Below are 15421 nucleotides of genomic sequence, written 5' to 3'. Positions count from 1 at the left end.
TGTCGTGGGGGCGAAGCGAAGTCCCGGTAGTTCGATCCTCCCCCATTTCATGGGCGACGGAAGTACATAGCGCCGGATAGCGCCGGATGGCACCCCTGCCATTACCCCGCCAGATGCCCCTTCAACAGCCCGTTCACCTCCCCGGCCTTTTCCATCTGGCTCATATGGCCGGCGTCGTCGAACACCGTCACGGTGGCGCCTGCCGGGGCGTTTTCCGCGTGGGCGGGCGGGACGACCTGGTCCCTGGCACCCCAGATCACCAGCGTGCGCTTGCCGGACCCGGCCAGCCGGCGGCCCGGCTGTTCGCGCTGGCGGCCTTCGCCGAACAGGCTGGCGCCCAATGCGGCCAGCGCCTCCGGCACGCCATCAAGCCGCTTGTAGCGCAGCAGGTCGTCCAGCATCTGCCGGCTGACCAGATCGGGGTTGGCGAACAGCAGTTCGATGACCGGCTTCAGCTCGCGGCGCGACTGCGCGTTGACAAAGCCTTCCGTGTAGCCGTTGTTGATCTCGTCGCCAAAGCCCACCGGCGACACCAGCGCCACGGACAGCACGCGCTGCGGCGCGTCCACCGCCAGTTGCGCGGCGATGCCGCCGCCCATCGAATGACCCACCACGTGCGCCTGCCCGATGTCCACGGCATCGAGAAAGCGCGTCACGAAGCCGGCCATCTCCGCCAGCGTCGTGCCAGCCAGGCGGGGCGTGGTCTGTCCGTGCCCGGGCAGATCCAGCGCCACCACGGTGTACGTGTCCGCCAGCGGGTCGAGGTTGAACAGCCAGTTGTCCAGATCGCCGCCAAAGCCGTGGAGGAAGAGCACCGCTTCGGCGCCGTGGCCCCGGCGGGCGTAGCGGACGCGGAGCCCGTCGACCTCAACGAACTGGTAGGCGGGGCCGGCTTCGTCTTCGTCCTCGTCATCGGCCGGCGTCTCATAGCCGGCGACATACGCGTCGATTTCCGCATCGCTGACCTCATCGGGTGCCAAGACGCCAAGCAGCGCCTTCACGGACAGCACGTCGCCCGCTTCGGCCACCTTGCGCCGCAGCGTGCCGGCGTCGGGCGCCTCCACGGCGTTGGCGATCTTGTCGGTTTCCACATCGAGGATCGGCATGCCCACCGAAATCTCGGCACCGGTGTCGACCAGCCAGGCATTGATGGTGCCTTCCTTCATCGACAGGCCCCATTTGGGCATCACGATCGGGGTGATTGCTGCGGCCATCAGTGCTTGCCTCCCTTCATGGTCTTGCGCACGGCTTCCACGATGCGGGCCGCGCTGGGGATATACAGGTCTTCGAGCGTGGGCGAGAACGGTACCGGCGTGTGCGGCGGGCAGACCATCTCGATGCCGGCCTTGAGCGCGCCAAAGGCCTGCTGCGCGGTCTGGGCGGCGATGTCGGTGGCGATATTGCAGCGCGGGCTGGCTTCGTCCACCACCACCAGGCGGCCGGTGTTCTCCACCGATTCGAGCACGGTGTCCATGTCCAGCGGCGACAGCGTGCGCAGGTCGATCACCTCGGCCTCGATGCCGTCCTTTTCCAGCGTGGCCGCTGCCTCCAGCGCGCGATGCACCATCAGGCCGTAGGCAACGATGGTTACGTCCTTGCCGTCGCGCGCGATATTGGCCTCGCCGAACGGGATCGCGTAAGCGCCCTCGGGCACGTCGCCCTCCAGTCCGTACAGGTTCTTGTGCTCGCAGAAAATCACCGGGTCGTTGTCGCGGATGGCCTGGATCAGCAGGCCCTTGGTGTCATACGGCGTGGACGGGCACACCACCTTGAGCCCCGGAATATGCGTGAAGATCGGCGTCAGCATCTGGCTGTGCTGGGCGGCCGCACGGAAGCCGGCGCCGACCATGGCGCGGATCACCACCGGCGTCTCGGCCTTGCCACCAAACATGTAGCGGAACTTGGCAGCCTGGTTGAAGATCTGGTCGAAGCAGACGCCCATGAAATCGATGAACATCAGTTCGGCGATCGGGCGCATGCCGCATGCAGCGGCACCGATGGCGGCCCCCATGTAGGCCGATTCGGACAGCGGCGTATCCAGCAGCCGGTCGCCATGCTTGGCATAGAGCCCCTTGGTCACGCCGAGCACACCGCCCCAGGCGTCTTTCTCTCCATCGGCGCCTGCGCCGCCGACGATATCCTCGCCGAGCATGATCACGCTCGGATCGCGGGTCATTTCCTGGTCGATCGCTTCATTGATCGCCAGCTTGATGCTGAGTTTTCGGGCCATGTTGATGTCTCCTTTTATCGGGATGGCTTGGATGCCTGGACGCTTGCGTCCGGCCACTCAATCAGTAGCTCACATAGACATCGGTCAGCAGGTCTTCGGGCCCCGGCAGCGGGGCGGCCTTGGCTTCCTGCACGGCGTGGTCGATCAGCGCGGCCACCTCGCGGTCGATGGCATCGAACTCGTCGCGCGTCACCACGCCGGCCTGGGTCACGGCACGCGTGAACAGCTTCAGGCAGTCCTTGTTGGCGCGGATATCGTCCAGCTCGCCGGCGCCGCGATAGGTCTGGGCATCGCCCTCGAAGTGCCCATAGAAGCGAACCATCTTGCATTCCAGCAGCGATGGGCCGCCGCCCTCGCGCGCACGCCGGATGACCTCGCCCGCCGCCTCGTGCACGGCGAAGAAGTCGGTGCCGTCCACGGTCACGCCCGGGATGCCGAAGCCGGCCGCGCGGTCGACATAGCTGTCGACGGCGGTGCCATAGTCGCGCGAGGTGGATTCCGCGTAGCCGTTGTTCTCGATGACGAAGATCACCGGCAGGTTCCACACGGCCGCCAGGTTCAGGCTTTCCAGAAAGGTGCCCTGGTTGGACGCCCCGTCGCCGCAGAACGTGATGCCGACCTCGCCCTTGCCACGGAACTTGGCCGCCAGCGCCGCGCCGCAGACCAGCGGTGCCCCGGCGCCCAGGATGCCGTTGGCGCCCATCATCCCCCTGGACAGGTCGGCGATATGCATCGACCCGCCCTTGCCATTGCAAGAGCCGCCCTTCTTGCCGTAGATCTCCTTCATCATCGCCACCGGGTCCACCCCCTTGGCAATGCAGTGGCCATGGCCCCGGTGCGTGCTGGCAATGCGGTCGCCATCGTGCAGATGGTGCAGGATGCCCACGCCCGCCGCCTCCTCGCCGGCGTAGAGGTGCACGAAGCCGGGAATATCCCCCCGGCCAAAATCCACATGCAGGCGTTCCTCGAAATCGCGGATCGTCCGCATCTTGCGGTACACGGTCAGCAATGTCTCCTTGTCGAGGGGCATCTGCGCTGACTGCGAAGTGCTGGCGCTCATGGTCGTCTCCTTTGGTGGTGGTACTGCCTTGTAATAGGTGGGATGAAGGATTCAGGTCAGCGCCGGTACGCTGCGCATCAGGTGCTCGCACGCCGCATAGCGCATGCAGGCGGCCACGTCGACGCTGCGGAACGCGTGGTCGTGCAGCGTGACGGTGACTTCGTCGCGCGGCCCAAACGCCAGTTCGCGTTCGCCGTCCAGTGCAACGATGCCGGCGCGCTGGCGCACGCGATGGGGCCGCGCATGGGCGATGCGGTGCCAGCCGGCAATCGGCACGTTGCAGAGCAGCCCCGGGGCAATCGGTGCCAGCAGGTCGAAGGCGCCCTCGCCGGCCGGTGCCAGCTCGATCGCCAGGCCGCCCGGCTCGCGCCGGCCTACCGGTTCCAGCAGCCCGGCGATGGCGGACAGGCCAATTGCCTGGGGATCGGCATAGGCCACGTAGACGGCGGCCAGCGTGTCGGCCCGCCATAGCGCGCGGGCACCGATGAACTGCTCGTGCGCGATCACGGCGTCGACCAGCGCGATATCGCGCCGGAAGCCACCGTCGGCATCGCGAATCACGATATCGAGCCGCTTGTTCGATGCCAGCGCCCGGCCGGCCGGGATCTGCCCGGTGGCATAGAGGCCTGCGGCCAGCCCGGTGATGGTCGGCTCGCGCATTTCGGGAAAGGCGTTGTTGGTGCCGGTGGAAAGCCCGGCAATCGGCACCGCGCCGCATTCGCGCACCACCGCGCGGTGCGTGCCGTCGCCCCCCAGCACGATGATGACGGACACGCCGGCGTCGGCCATATGGCGGGCGGCGTGCAGCGTATCGTCGACGCGCGCCGTCACCGGCATGTCGATGAACTCCACGGCGGGCAAACCGGCATCGGGACCCTGGTGACGAGCCAGATGGCGGGTCAGCATGACGCGCAGGCCCTCGCGGTCGGGCATCATCATCACGCGGTCAATGCCGCAGGCGGACAGCGCCGCCAGCAGCCGCAGCACGATATTGACGCGATCAGCCAGTTGCAGGCTGTTGGCGTTGGCGATCACGCGGCGAATATCGCGCGCCGATACGGGATTGGCGATGATGCCGACCAGCGGTACCCCCATGGCCTGTCTCCTGTCGCTCTTGTCGTGACAGGGTCATTGCAATGGGTGTGCCAAGGGATTGCGGACGGCGCCAGCCGTCAAAACGGTGGAAAACCGGGTCCGATCCGCGGGATAACCCGCAGACGGCACGCCGTTCAGGCGTGCCAGGGTGTGACAGGTGTCACAGTACAGCTGTCCAGCGGTGGACAGTCGTCACGGCTGGCCGCCATCGCGCCGGTTAGGCGACGCGATGCCATACCGCTCCATGCGCCGGTACAGGGTCATGCGGCTGATGCCGATCTGCCGCGCCACGGCGCTCAGATTCCAGCCCGATGCGCGCAGGTACTGCATCAGCAGCATGGCATCGGGAGATAGCGCCTGGGGCGAGTTGTCGGCGTCCGGCCCGACCTGGGCCGCAGGCAGGGCCCGCGCCGTCGTGGCGCCGGCGCCAAGACCGTCGGGCAGGTCGTCAGGCGTCACCACGCCAGCGTGGCAGATCGCGCACGCGTATTCGATGACGTTGCGCAGCTCGCGCAGGTTGCCCGGCCAGCGGTGGGCATGCAGCCGCTGGCGGGCCGTGTCGGCCAGCGTCACGCTGCGCTGACCACCATCGCCATCGGCCAGCATCTTGTCGATCAGCCAGTCCAGGTCCTGCCGCTCGCGCAGCGACGGCAGCTCGAAGCGCGCGCCGTTCAGGCGGTAGTAGAGGTCCTCGCGGAATTGGCCGGCCTCCACGAGCTTGTCCAGCCGGTGATGGGTGGCCGAAATCACGCGCACATTGACCGGCACCGGCCGCGTGGCGCCGATAGGCAGCACCTCGCCCTCGGCCAGCACGCGCAGCAGCCGCGATTGCAGGTCGCGCGGCATGTCGCCGATCTCGTCCAGAAACAGCGTGCCGCCATCGGCCTCCTGGATCAGGCCGCGCTTGCCGCGCGCCCCGGCCCCGGAGAAGCTGTTGGGCAGGTGCCCGAACAGTTCGCTTTCGATCAGCGTCTCGGGAATTGCCGCGCAGTTGAACGCCACGAACGGCTGCGCGCGCCGGCCGCCGGCCTGGTGCAGCGCCTTGGCAAAGTACTCCTTGCCGCTGCCGGTTTCGCCGTGGATCAGCATATGGATGCGCGCATCCACCAGCCTTGCCGCGCGTTGCAGCTGCTGCTGCATGGCGGCGTCGCCACCGCTCAACGCCGCCAGCGCGGCCGGCAACGGCGCCGCGGGCTGGGCTTGGGTACGGGACTGCCAGCGCAGCGCCGGCGGCATCACGCTCAGGTACAACAGGCCGCCGCTACGGTGCAGGGCCACCAGCCGCTGTTCGCTGGGCCGGGAATAGACAAAGCGCCCCAGATCGTCGATCCGGGCGTCGAACAGTGCTTCGAATGACTGCCCCAGCACGGGCGTGCCCGGGATTTCGCCCTCCAGCATCCGCCGCGCGCGGTTGTTGCAGCCGACGATGCGGCCGCCTTCGTCCAGCGCCAGCAGGTATTCGGGGCTGACGTCGACGAACTCTGGCGCCACGTTCAGCTTCAGGATCCAGTCCCGATGGTGGACGCGCAGGAAATTGGCGTTTTCGATATGGGCCGCGTAGATGCGCACCATCTGCAGGGCCAGGCCCTGGCTGGCCTTGGCGTCGGGCGACGTCAGCGCCGAGATGTCCAGGATCGCGTTGAGCCGGCCCTGCGTGTCGAACAGCGGCGCGGCGGTACAGGTCAGCGGGATATGCGTGGCATCGAAATGGTCAGCCTGATGGACAGTCAGCGCCTCGCCCGTGACCAGGGCCGTGCCGACGGCGCAGGTGCCCGCCCCGGCCTCGCTCCATTCCGATCCCAGGTACAGGCCGGCGTGGCGCAACGCGGCGTCGGTGTTGGCATCGCCGATATAGTCGACGGTCACGCCCTGGGCATCGGTCAGCAGCACGACGTAGCCAAGACCGGCCACGTGGCCATACAGCGATTCCAGGCCGTGCCGGGCGATGCGCGCAAAGTCGTCGATGCGCTGCTGGTGCTCGCGCAGGCACGACTGTTCCACGATCCGCGCTTCCTGCATGCGCGATGGGTCCAGCCCGTACTGATGGACGCAGCGCCGCCACGAATTCTGGATCATGGCGTCGTGCCCGATCGGCTTGGCGGATTCGGCAGGCAGGGGCAGCCAGGTGGTGGCATGCACCACGGTCTCGATGTGCTCGCGCTGCCGCAGATCCATCGCTGTCTCCTTATCGGTCTGCGGGGTACTGTATCCCACCGCCCTGCCGGCGCAAACGCGGCGCTGCAGCAAAGCGCCGCGAAATGCGCAGGGGGCCACGCCATGGCGGTTAATCGCATTTTTGATCTACATACCTGCCTTCCGGGCCAGGTGACCGGGGTGGCGACTACGCCAACCAAAAGCGACCTGGCAGCCCCGTTCTGACACAATGAGGGCGGTTAATCGCATTTTGTTGTCCGATCATCAAAACAGCGTTTCCAGTGCCGATACTTCACTTGCCTCCCCGTACGCGCCATCATCTGGGGTTGCCCATAAACCGAAAGAGTCCCTCATATGTTCGAGCGTCGTTATGGCGCCGTGGCCCTGTCGGCCTGCGGCCTGATTGTCCTGACCGCCCTGGCGGCCACGCGTGCAGTGTCGTGGTGGTGGGTGGTGCTGCCGCTGGCGCTATGCCTGGTGGGTGTCCACGACCTGCTCCAGCGGCGCCACGCAATCCTGCGTAACTATCCGATCTGGGGCCACGCGCGCTTCTTCCTGGAGTTCATCCGGCCGGAGATCCGCCAGTACTTCATCGAGGACGACACGTCCGAGGCGCCCTTCTCGCGCGCCCAGCGCAGCCTGGTGTACCAGCGCGCCAAGAACGAGGTGGATAGCCGTCCGTTCGGCACGGAATCCGACGTCAAGCGCCCCGGCTACGAATGGATCAGCCATTCGCTGGCCCCGACAAAGATCCCGTCGGCCGATTTCCGCATGACGGTGGGCGCCGACCGCGCCCAGCCCTATGACATCTCGGTCTTCAACGTCTCGGCCATGAGCTTCGGCGCGCTGTCGGCCAATGCCATCCGCGCGCTCAATCGTGGCGCGAAAATCGGCGGGTTCGCGCACGACACTGGCGAGGGTTCGATCTCGCCCTATCACCGCGCGGAAGGCGGCGACCTGATCTGGGAACTCGGCTCGGGCTACTTTGGCTGCCGCCGCCCCGATGGCGGTTTCGATCCCGACCTGTTCGCCAGGCAGGCGGCGGACCCGCAAGTGAAGATGATCGAGATCAAGCTGTCGCAAGGCGCCAAGCCAGGCCATGGCGGAGTGCTGCCGGCGGCCAAGATCACGCCGGAAATCGCGGCCACGCGCGGGGTGCCGATGGGTATCGATTGCGTGTCGCCCGCCGCCCATAGCGAATTCTCCACGCCGCTGGAGCTACTTCAATTCGTCGATCGGTTACGCAACCTGTCAGGCGGCAAGCCCACCGGCTTCAAGCTGTGTATCGGTCATCCGTGGGATTTCTTTGGCGTGGTCAAGGCGATGCTGGAATCGGGCATCCTGCCGGACTTTATCGTGGTCGATGGCGCCGAAGGCGGCACCGGCGCGGCGCCGCTGGAATTTGTCGACCATATCGGCGTGCCGCTGCAGGAAGGACTGCTGCTGGTACACAACACGCTGGTCGGCGCCAACCTGCGCGACAAGATCCGCGTGGGCGCCAGCGGCAAGCTGATCAGTGCCTTCGATATCGCGCGCACGCTGGCGATGGGCGCCGACTGGTGCAATGCCGCCCGGGGCTTCATGTTCGCCCTGGGTTGCGTGCAGGCGCAGAAGTGCCATACCGACCGTTGCCCGGTGGGCGTTGCCACGCAGGACCCGGTGCGCCAGCGCGCCATCGTGGTGCCGGACAAGGCCGAGCGCGTGGCCAATTTCCATCGTCATACCGTGCATGCGCTGCAGGAGCTGCTGCAGGCCGCCGGGCTCCATTCGCCCGCCGAGCTGACGCCGCACCATATCGTGCGGCGCTTGTCGCCCAGCGAGGTCAAGCCGATGTCCGAGCTGTTCGATTTCCTGCAGCCGGGCGATCTGGTCAACGGCAACCTGCGCTTCAGCCTGTGGGAGAAATACTGGCCGATGGCCCGGGCGGACCATTTCGGCATGCCGGGCTGATCAGTACTCGCCGAGCATCCATCCGCTGATATAGGCGAAGTACTCGCGCAGCCAGGCGTTGTAGCGCACGTAGAGCGGCGTGGGCGCGGCCACGCCCGACACGGCGCCGAATCCGGCCTTGCGCGCGATGCGCCCGGCGCGCAGCAGGTGGAAGTCGCTGGTGACCATGACCAGTGCCGCGTCCGCGCCGATGCCATGCTGTTCCAGCACCCGGCGCGAGAACCGCATGTTCTCGTCGGTGCTGGTGCTGCGGTCTTCACGCAGGACGCGCTGCGGCGGCAGGCCCTGGCTGATCAGGTAGTCAGCCATCAACCCGGCTTCGGTGCAATCGAGCCCCCCGAAATCACGTCCACCGCTCACCACGACCGGCGCCGCCGGCCACTGGCGAGCCAGCGCAAGCCCCACGTCAAGGCGAGCTTTCAGCGTGGGCGAGACTTCGCAATTGGGTGATCCGGACCCCAGCACCAGAATGGCCGCCGGCGGCTGCGTGGCCGCTTCGGGCGTGATGGGCGCGTGTGCGCCCTGACTCAGAAAGCGGAAGAAGATGGCAACGCTGATCAGCCAGACGATCAGCAACGCCCAGCCGGCGCGCCACAGCCAGGCCACGCCGGGATGCGTACGGCGCCAGCGCGCGACGGTGTCCCAGCGTGCCGCCAGGGCAAGCGCAGCCAGTCCGAGCACGCCCGGCACGACCACGCCAAAATTCATCACGCCGCGTATCGCCAGCATCAGGGCATCGCCAAGCAGCAAGCTGCCCGGCAACGCCATTGCGATACGCCAACCCTTCGATTTATTCGCCATCCCGAACCCGCAATCTGTTCCAGGCGGCGATGCTACATCCGAATGGCGGCCCCGCGATTGTCAGCCGGCAAGAAACTTGACCACTGCCTCGGTGAACCCATCCACTTGCTGCAGGTTGGAAAGGTGCGCGGCGTACAGTTCGACGTACTGCGCGCCGGGGATGGTCTCGGCCAGGTAGCGGCCATCGGCAGGCGGCGTCGGGATATCGCCCGAACCGGCGATAACCAGCGTGGGCGTCGTAATACGGCCGATTTCGGCACGCAGGTCCGAATCGCGCACGGCCAGGCAATTGGCGGCGTAGCCACGCGCATCGGTGGCGCCCAGCATGGCGCGCAGCTGCTGCACCAGTTCCGGCTGCTGTGCCGCGAAATCGGGCGTCAGCCATTTGTCGACCACGGCGGCGCCAATCGATGCCACGCCATCGCGCTCCACGGCGGCAGCGCGATTGGTCCAGTTCTCGGGCGGGCCGATATAGGCGGCCGTATTGCAGAGCACCAGCTTCTGCAGGCGGTCGGCGTGGTTCAGCGCCAGCCACATGCCCGTGATGCCGCCCATCGACAGGCCGCAGAAATGCACGCGCTGCAGGCCCAGGTGATCGAGCAGCGCGATCACGTCGCCGCCCAGCTGGGCAATGCTGTACGGGCCCTCGGTCACGGCCGACTGGCCATGGCCGCGCGTGTCGTAGCGCAGCACCCGGAAGTGCTTCGTCAGTGCAGCCACCTGCGGCTGCCACATGTCGAAGTTCGTACCCAGCGAGTTGGACAGCACCAGCACCGGCAGGCTGGCATCGCCATCCAGCTGGTAATGGATCTTCACATCGGACGGGGCGGACAGTTCGGCGAACGGCATGATCCGGCTCCCGCTCAGTTCTGGGCGATGGCCGAACCGTGCTGCGCCAGCGCGGTGACCTTCATTTCCATGTACGGATACAGAGGCAGCGCCGTCAGCATCGTGTGCAGCTCGTCGGCATCCTTGACGTCGAAGATGCTCACGTTGGCGTACTGGCCAGCCACGCGCCACAGATGGCGCCACTTGCCGTCGCGCTGCAGTTGCTGCGAGTACGCTTTCTCTTCAGCCTTGATCTTGTCCGCCACCTGCGGATCGAGCGAATGGGGGATACGGACAGTCATTTCGACCATGAACAGCATGGTGGCTCCTTTGGATTGAACGGGGTGACAGGATCAGACAGTGGCAACGGGCGTCACTGGCGAGCCCATTGCGCCGGGCAGCCGCAGCGGCGGCGCCGACAGGAAAAAGCGATGGCGGCCTTCGGCACGCAGACAGGCGGCCAGGTCGCGCAGGTGCCACAGTTCGCCCAGGGGCAAACCCAGCTTGAACAGGCAATGGTGATGCAGCGGCAGCATCGGCACCGGGCCGGCGCTGTCGGGCACCGGCCGCGCCGGATAGCGCTCGACCGCATAGTTGTCGGCGGCAATCGCGGCAATGCCGGAGTCGGTGATCCACTGCAGCAGGCGGTCGTCGCGCCCGTCGAGCGCGCAGCAGCTACGGTGCAGCAGGTCGGCGTCGGGCTGGCCGGCCATCTCGACCAGCATCTCGGCAAACCCGGTGCGCAGCACCAGGATGTCGCCGCTGCCCACTTCGACGCGGTCGGCGTCGATCACGCGCATCAGGTCGTCATAGCCCACCGTGCGGCATTCGCGGCCGTAATGATGGGCCAGGTCGACCAGCACGCCGCGTGCCTGGATACCATGGGCGGCAAACGTTTCGATGCCGAGCGCTTCGGCGTGGCTGTGGTCGTGACCGCAGGCGTGGGCCGCGAAATGGTCGGCTTCGGCGTAGTCCACCGGGCCGACGATATCGGTATTGGGCCGGAACCCGTTGTAGTAGACCCGCTCGGCCACGCCGTCGCCGTCGGCATCGAACAGCGCGCCCACGTGCGCCAGCGAATCCCATTGGGTGGAGTACTGCATCGACAGCAGCACCTGGTCGTCGCTGAGCACGTCCAGCGCGCGCGGGTCGACCTTCGCCAGCGGAAAGTTGACGTAGGCCACGTCGTCGCGGAACGTGGGACGCAGCACCGGCGGATGCCGGCGCGGGTTCAGCACGTTGCCGCCGGGCAGGTCCAGCGGCAGCGACAGGCAGAACGTGCGGCCGCTGCGGATCTCCTGGGCGGCGGCCCGCACGCAGGCCGGGGTGATCAGGTTCAGGCGGCCAAGCTGGTCGTCATCGCCGAAGTCGCCCCAGTTGGCACCTTCGGGCCGTTGCTTCCATCGTTTCATATGGACTGCTCGGATATCTGCTCAGATATGGCGGACGCCATCCAGGTACGCCTTGCGCCAGCGCACGATCTTGACTTCGGCAAACAGGTCCGCCTGGTGGAACGGATCGGCCTCGATAAAGGCCTGGGCCGCCTCGCGCGTGTCGACGTCGAGGATGTAGATCCCGCCGCCGCCATCGCTGCCGTCGTCATTGAGCTTCGCGCCACAAGCCAGCAACAGTTGCTTGTTGGCTTCCAGGTAGTCCAGGTGCGTGGGCCGGTTGGCCTGGCGCACGTGCTGGTGGTTGGGCTTGTCGAAGGTTTCGATCAGGTACGGCATGCGAGGTCTCCTGTTTGTACTGCGTTGTACTGCGCAATGACTTCAGTGGGTGGCCATGCCCCAAGCCAGCAGCGCCACGATGTAGATCGCGCCGACCCAGAACATCATGATCACGGTGTAGCCCATCACGTCCTTGAGCTTGAGCTTCGAGAGCGCCAGCGCCGGCAGGATCCAGAACGGCTGCACCAGGTCGTTCCACGCGTTGCCCAGCATCACCGACATCGACGTCTGCGCCACCGAGCTGCCGATGGCCTTGGCCGCATCGATCATGAACGGACCCTGGATCACCCAGTGGCCGCCACCCGACGGGGCAAAGAAGTTGATGACGAAGCTGCTGACCAGGCCCCAGAACGGCAGGGTCTGCGGCGTGGCGATATCGACGAACACGCGCGAGATGGTATCCACCAGCCCCGAGCCCGCCATCACCGCCATGATGCCTGCGTAGAACGGATACTGCAGGATGATGCCTGAAATCGTCTTGATGCCTTCGTTCAGCTTGGCGACGTAGTTGGCCGGGGTGCCCAGCAGCAGCACGCCGATAAACAGGATCAGGAAGTTGATCAGGTTCAGGTCCAGCGTGCCGCCCTGCACGAAGTACAGCCCCGCATAGGCCATGCCGCACAGGCCGATCAGCAGGCTCAGCAGGCGGCTGTTGTTCATGCGCGCGGCCAGCGTGTTCTCGATGCCCATGCTGTGGCCGCCGGCCGCCGATTCCTTCGTCTCCGGTTCTTCCTTGATCTCGACCACGTCCTTGGCGTCACGCGGATGCAGCATCGCGTTGAGCAGCGGAAGCGTGACGATCACGGCCAGGCTGGTCAGCAACATCGGCACCGAGAAGATGGTGTCCTTGAGCGCGATCACGCCCATCAGCTTTTCCATCGGGTGTCCCGGCGTGGAGATCAGCACCGGGATGCTCGCGGACAGGCCCAGGCCGTACATCGTGAAGCCGCTGTAGGCCGAGGCAATGATCAGGGGGTAGTGCACGCCCTTGACCTTCACGGCCAGCTTGCGGGCAATGATGCCGCCGATCACCAGACCGAAGCCCCAGTTCAGGTAGCTGCCGATGCCGCCAACCAGCGTCGCCACGATGATGGCGCCACGCGGCGTTGCCACGCGCGCCACGATGCTGTTCAGGAAGCGGTCGACCAGCGGGGCGGTAGCCAGCACGTAGCCCATGGCCAGGATCACCGCCATCTGCGTGGTGAACGAGAGCAGATTCCAGAAGCCCTTGCCCCAGTTCATGATGATGGCGTTGGCGCCCTGCCCCTCCACCACCATCGCCATCACCATGCTGAGCAGCGTCAGGCCGATGGCAAATACAAAGGGGTCCGGCAAGTACCGGCGCATCAGTTCAGTAAAGAACCCGGCAACCTTGTTCAAGGCTTGTCTCCTGAGAGTCGAAATGACCGCATATCGAACCAGCGTTCTATATGCGAACGTCTTTTGTACATGGCCGGGAGCGTAAGACTTTGGATCACGCAAAGTCAAGGCAATGAATCGCCGGATTCATTCTGCAGGGCGCAACAATTCGATGCTGCAGCGCAGCGCAACATGGCCCCGTCTGAATGGCAGGAAGTCCGGTGAATTTCAGGGGGAAATGGGGATTTTGCGCTGCAGCATCAACCTTTCAGGCCAGAAAGGCTGGTGACCGGTATCCGCACAGAACGCGCGGCCCGGAATGACCGTATCAAGGCTCGATTCGCTAGCCAGGAAGGCCCGGGGCGCGGCCGGGCCCTCGACATCAACCGCCGTGGAGGATCGATCAACCGATCCGCCGATCCTTCGTATCAACGAATGCGCAGTTCGTTATGGACGTCCTTCACGCCCATGACATGGTCGGCAATGTCCTCGATGCGATGCTTGTCGCCCCGGTCGTGGGCCGCGCCTCGCAGGGTGACCACACCGTCGGCAACATCGACTTCTACTTCGCGCAGATCGACATGGCCGTCGTGGGCCAGGCGCATGCAGACATCGTCGCGAATGCGCGCGTCCGAGCGGACGTAGCCCTTGGGCCAGACTGGCTCGGATCGATGAACCGGCTCGCCATAGCCGCCGCCGTACCCTCCGCCATGGCCGTCACCGTACCCGCGCTCTGCCTCGCGTGGCACACCGGCGACGCGCCCCCCTGCCCCGGCCCGATGGCGCAGCGCGCCGTCCTCGTGCCGGTCCTGCCAGTTCACGTCGGCGGCGCGGTGCCAGCGGGCACGGCCGGGCGCCGTGCGCAGGCCGTCGTCGTCGGCAATGCCATAGGCGGCCGGGTCGACATGCGATGTTTCGTAGACGCTTGCGTCGGGACGCGGCGCTCGTGCCCACGGCCGCGGATACGAATCCGGTCCACTGAAATCCTCGGTCTGGTCGTGCACGGCCCAGTCGCTGCCATCATCGCGCACACCGGGGCGGAACCAGGGGTTTTTCTGCTGCATCTTCTGTGTCATCTGGGTCTCCTTAGCGCGTCTGCCGCGATCTTCGGAGACCATGCAAGTTCTGTACCGCTGCCAGCCGGCCGGAACAACCCCTGAAATCCCGCCATATTGCGGATGCGCAAGGGCCATCCGTGTAGACCTGCCCCCCGCGATGGAAGATTTACCGCACGGTGCCTCAGTCCGTATCCAGTCTTGCGCGCAGGAATTCCACAAAGGCACGCACCTTGGGCGACGCCACGGCGCCGCGCGGGAATACTGCGTTGAAGTCCTGCGCCGGCCCGGTCCAGTCGGGCAGTACGCGCCGCAGCCGGCCGGCCTTGACGTCGACGGCCATGCTCCGGTGCATCGCCAGTGAAATCCCCTGCCCAGCGCACAGCGCATCGTGCAGCAACGCCGGATCGCTGGCGACGATGACCGGGTCCACGCTGAAGTACTGGGTTCGCCCCCCTTCCTTGCGCAGCGGCCACGCATAGCCGCGCTCGCGCCGCGCCTGGTGCAGCGTCAGCGTGGCATGGCCTTCGAGTTCGGATGGGTGCGCCGGCGTGCCCGCACGCTTCAGATAGGCAGGGCTGGCATAAACGCCCGTGGCAAAGCTGCCAAGCCGGCGCGCCACCAGGTCGGAATCGGGCAATACGCCCAGGCGCAGCGCCACGTCGATATCATCGGCCACCAGGTCCAGCGGCACGTGCGACGCCAGGATTTCGAGCCTGACGTCGGGACAGGCCGTGCGGAAATCGGCCAGCAGCGGCGCGATCCACGCCGCGCCGAACGAATACGGCAGCGTGACACGCAGCCAGCCACGCGGGCCGGCCTGCAGCTGCTGGACAGCCGCCTCGGCGTCGTCGATCTGGCGCACCAGATCGCGTGCATGCGCGAAGTACAGCCCGCCCGCCTCGGTCAGCCCGAGCCGGCGCGTGGTCCGATGCAGCAATTGGGCGCCCAGTTGCGCCTCCAGTGCCATCACGCGGCGGCTGACGGTGGTCTTCGGCATCTTCAGCAGCCGTGCACCAGCCGTGAAGCTGCCCGCCTGCACCACGCGTACAAAGATCAGCGTGTCGTTGAGATCCGCAGCCATGGCGGTCCACTCCAGAATGGAAACTGCGCCGATTGTCCCACCAATGGGCCAATGATGCCCATCTCGGATGGCTAA

14 protein-coding genes are annotated in these 15421 nt (G+C 66.3%); 1 reads left to right on the top strand and 13 read right to left on the bottom strand.

Going from position 1 to position 15421, the window contains the following annotated elements; all coding sequences use genetic code 11:
• Nucleotides 1-101: 101 nt before the first annotated feature.
• The 5 genes from ACOABP_RS18520 to ACOABP_RS18500 all read right to left on the bottom strand — a co-directional run bounded on the left by ACOABP_RS18520 (nt 102) and on the right by ACOABP_RS18500 (nt 6560).
• Nucleotides 102-1214: an acetoin dehydrogenase dihydrolipoyllysine-residue acetyltransferase subunit gene (locus tag ACOABP_RS18520; RefSeq protein ID WP_474229350.1), complete on the bottom strand. Its 1113-nt coding sequence runs from the start codon at nt 1212-1214 to the stop codon at nt 102-104.
• Nucleotides 1214-2230, bottom strand: a complete 1017-nt coding sequence (locus ACOABP_RS18515; protein ID WP_474229348.1) for an alpha-ketoacid dehydrogenase subunit beta — start codon at nt 2228-2230, stop codon at nt 1214-1216. Before ACOABP_RS18515 ends, ACOABP_RS18520 begins: the two co-directional genes overlap by 1 nt.
• A 61-nt stretch (nt 2231-2291) precedes the next feature.
• Nucleotides 2292-3290: a thiamine pyrophosphate-dependent dehydrogenase E1 component subunit alpha gene (locus tag ACOABP_RS18510; RefSeq protein WP_066740255.1), complete on the bottom strand. Its 999-nt coding sequence runs from the start codon at nt 3288-3290 to the stop codon at nt 2292-2294.
• A gap of 51 nt (nt 3291-3341) precedes the next feature.
• Nucleotides 3342-4385: an ATP-NAD kinase family protein gene (locus tag ACOABP_RS18505; RefSeq protein WP_474229346.1), complete on the bottom strand. Its 1044-nt coding sequence runs from the start codon at nt 4383-4385 to the stop codon at nt 3342-3344.
• Between the two features lie 192 nt (nt 4386-4577).
• Nucleotides 4578-6560, bottom strand: coding sequence for a sigma-54-dependent Fis family transcriptional regulator (locus ACOABP_RS18500; protein WP_474229344.1), 1983 nt, complete (start codon nt 6558-6560; stop codon nt 4578-4580).
• A 333-nt stretch (nt 6561-6893) separates the two neighbouring features.
• Here ACOABP_RS18500 and ACOABP_RS18495 point away from each other — a divergent pair, with 333 nt between their 5' ends.
• Nucleotides 6894-8489, top strand: a complete 1596-nt coding sequence (locus ACOABP_RS18495) for an FMN-binding glutamate synthase family protein (protein ID WP_474229343.1) — start codon at nt 6894-6896, stop codon at nt 8487-8489.
• Here the strand turns inward: ACOABP_RS18495 and ACOABP_RS18490 are convergent, their stop codons facing one another.
• The 8 genes from ACOABP_RS18490 to ACOABP_RS18455 all read right to left on the bottom strand — a co-directional run bounded on the left by ACOABP_RS18490 (nt 8490) and on the right by ACOABP_RS18455 (nt 15346).
• Nucleotides 8490-9257, bottom strand: coding sequence for a YdcF family protein (locus ACOABP_RS18490; RefSeq protein ID WP_474229341.1), 768 nt, complete (start codon nt 9255-9257; stop codon nt 8490-8492). It lies immediately after the preceding gene.
• Between the two features lie 93 nt (nt 9258-9350).
• Nucleotides 9351-10139 (bottom strand): 3-oxoadipate enol-lactonase, encoded by a 789-nt coding sequence (pcaD, locus tag ACOABP_RS18485; RefSeq protein ID WP_474229339.1) that lies wholly within the window; start codon nt 10137-10139, stop codon nt 9351-9353.
• A gap of 14 nt (nt 10140-10153) precedes the next feature.
• Complete coding sequence (gene catC / locus ACOABP_RS18480; RefSeq protein WP_066740264.1) at nt 10154-10438, bottom strand: muconolactone Delta-isomerase; 285 nt, start codon at nt 10436-10438, stop codon at nt 10154-10156.
• A 33-nt stretch (nt 10439-10471) separates the two neighbouring features.
• On the bottom strand, nt 10472-11530 hold the full coding sequence (locus tag ACOABP_RS18475) for a cyclase family protein (RefSeq protein WP_474229338.1): 1059 nt from the start codon (nt 11528-11530) through the stop codon (nt 10472-10474).
• Nucleotides 11531-11551: 21 nt separating this feature from the next.
• Complete coding sequence (locus ACOABP_RS18470) at nt 11552-11848, bottom strand: YciI family protein (RefSeq protein ID WP_066740266.1); 297 nt, start codon at nt 11846-11848, stop codon at nt 11552-11554.
• Nucleotides 11849-11890: 42 nt separating this feature from the next.
• Entirely contained in the window at nt 11891-13228 is a 1338-nt protein-coding gene (locus ACOABP_RS18465) for a short-chain fatty acid transporter (RefSeq protein WP_474229337.1), read from the bottom strand.
• A gap of 407 nt (nt 13229-13635) precedes the next feature.
• A complete protein-coding gene (locus tag ACOABP_RS18460) occupies nt 13636-14283 on the bottom strand; it encodes a BON domain-containing protein (protein WP_474229336.1) in 648 nt (215 codons plus the stop codon).
• Nucleotides 14284-14446: 163 nt separating this feature from the next.
• A complete protein-coding gene (locus ACOABP_RS18455; RefSeq protein WP_474229334.1) occupies nt 14447-15346 on the bottom strand; it encodes a LysR family transcriptional regulator in 900 nt (299 codons plus the stop codon).
• Nucleotides 15347-15421 lie beyond the last annotated feature (75 nt).

The sequence above is a fragment of the Cupriavidus sp. HE11 genome (assembly GCF_056097175.1).
Note: the sequence above shows the minus strand (reverse complement) of the source record. Positions and strands in the feature narration are given on the sequence as shown.

Bases quoted from the DNA above. Each gene is read 5' to 3' on its own strand.
- ACOABP_RS18520 (WP_474229350.1), bottom strand. From the start codon at position 1,214: ATGGCCGCAGCAATCACCCCGATCGTGATGCCCAAATGGGGCCTGTCG.
- ACOABP_RS18515 (WP_474229348.1), bottom strand. From the start codon at position 2,230: ATGGCCCGAAAACTCAGCATCAAGCTGGCGATCAATGAAGCGATCGAC.
- ACOABP_RS18510 (WP_066740255.1), bottom strand. From the start codon at position 3,290: ATGAGCGCCAGCACTTCGCAGTCAGCGCAGATGCCCCTCGACAAGGAG.
- ACOABP_RS18505 (WP_474229346.1), bottom strand. From the start codon at position 4,385: ATGGGGGTACCGCTGGTCGGCATCATCGCCAATCCCGTATCGGCGCGC.
- ACOABP_RS18500 (WP_474229344.1), bottom strand. From the start codon at position 6,560: ATGGATCTGCGGCAGCGCGAGCACATCGAGACCGTGGTGCATGCCACC.
- ACOABP_RS18495 (WP_474229343.1), top strand. From the start codon at position 6,894: ATGTTCGAGCGTCGTTATGGCGCCGTGGCCCTGTCGGCCTGCGGCCTG.
- ACOABP_RS18490 (WP_474229341.1), bottom strand. From the start codon at position 9,257: ATGGCGTTGCCGGGCAGCTTGCTGCTTGGCGATGCCCTGATGCTGGCG.
- pcaD (WP_474229339.1), bottom strand. From the start codon at position 10,139: ATGCCGTTCGCCGAACTGTCCGCCCCGTCCGATGTGAAGATCCATTAC.
- catC (WP_066740264.1), bottom strand. From the start codon at position 10,438: ATGCTGTTCATGGTCGAAATGACTGTCCGTATCCCCCATTCGCTCGAT.
- ACOABP_RS18475 (WP_474229338.1), bottom strand. From the start codon at position 11,530: ATGAAACGATGGAAGCAACGGCCCGAAGGTGCCAACTGGGGCGACTTC.
- ACOABP_RS18470 (WP_066740266.1), bottom strand. From the start codon at position 11,848: ATGCCGTACCTGATCGAAACCTTCGACAAGCCCAACCACCAGCACGTG.
- ACOABP_RS18460 (WP_474229336.1), bottom strand. From the start codon at position 14,283: ATGACACAGAAGATGCAGCAGAAAAACCCCTGGTTCCGCCCCGGTGTG.
- ACOABP_RS18455 (WP_474229334.1), bottom strand. From the start codon at position 15,346: ATGGCTGCGGATCTCAACGACACGCTGATCTTTGTACGCGTGGTGCAG.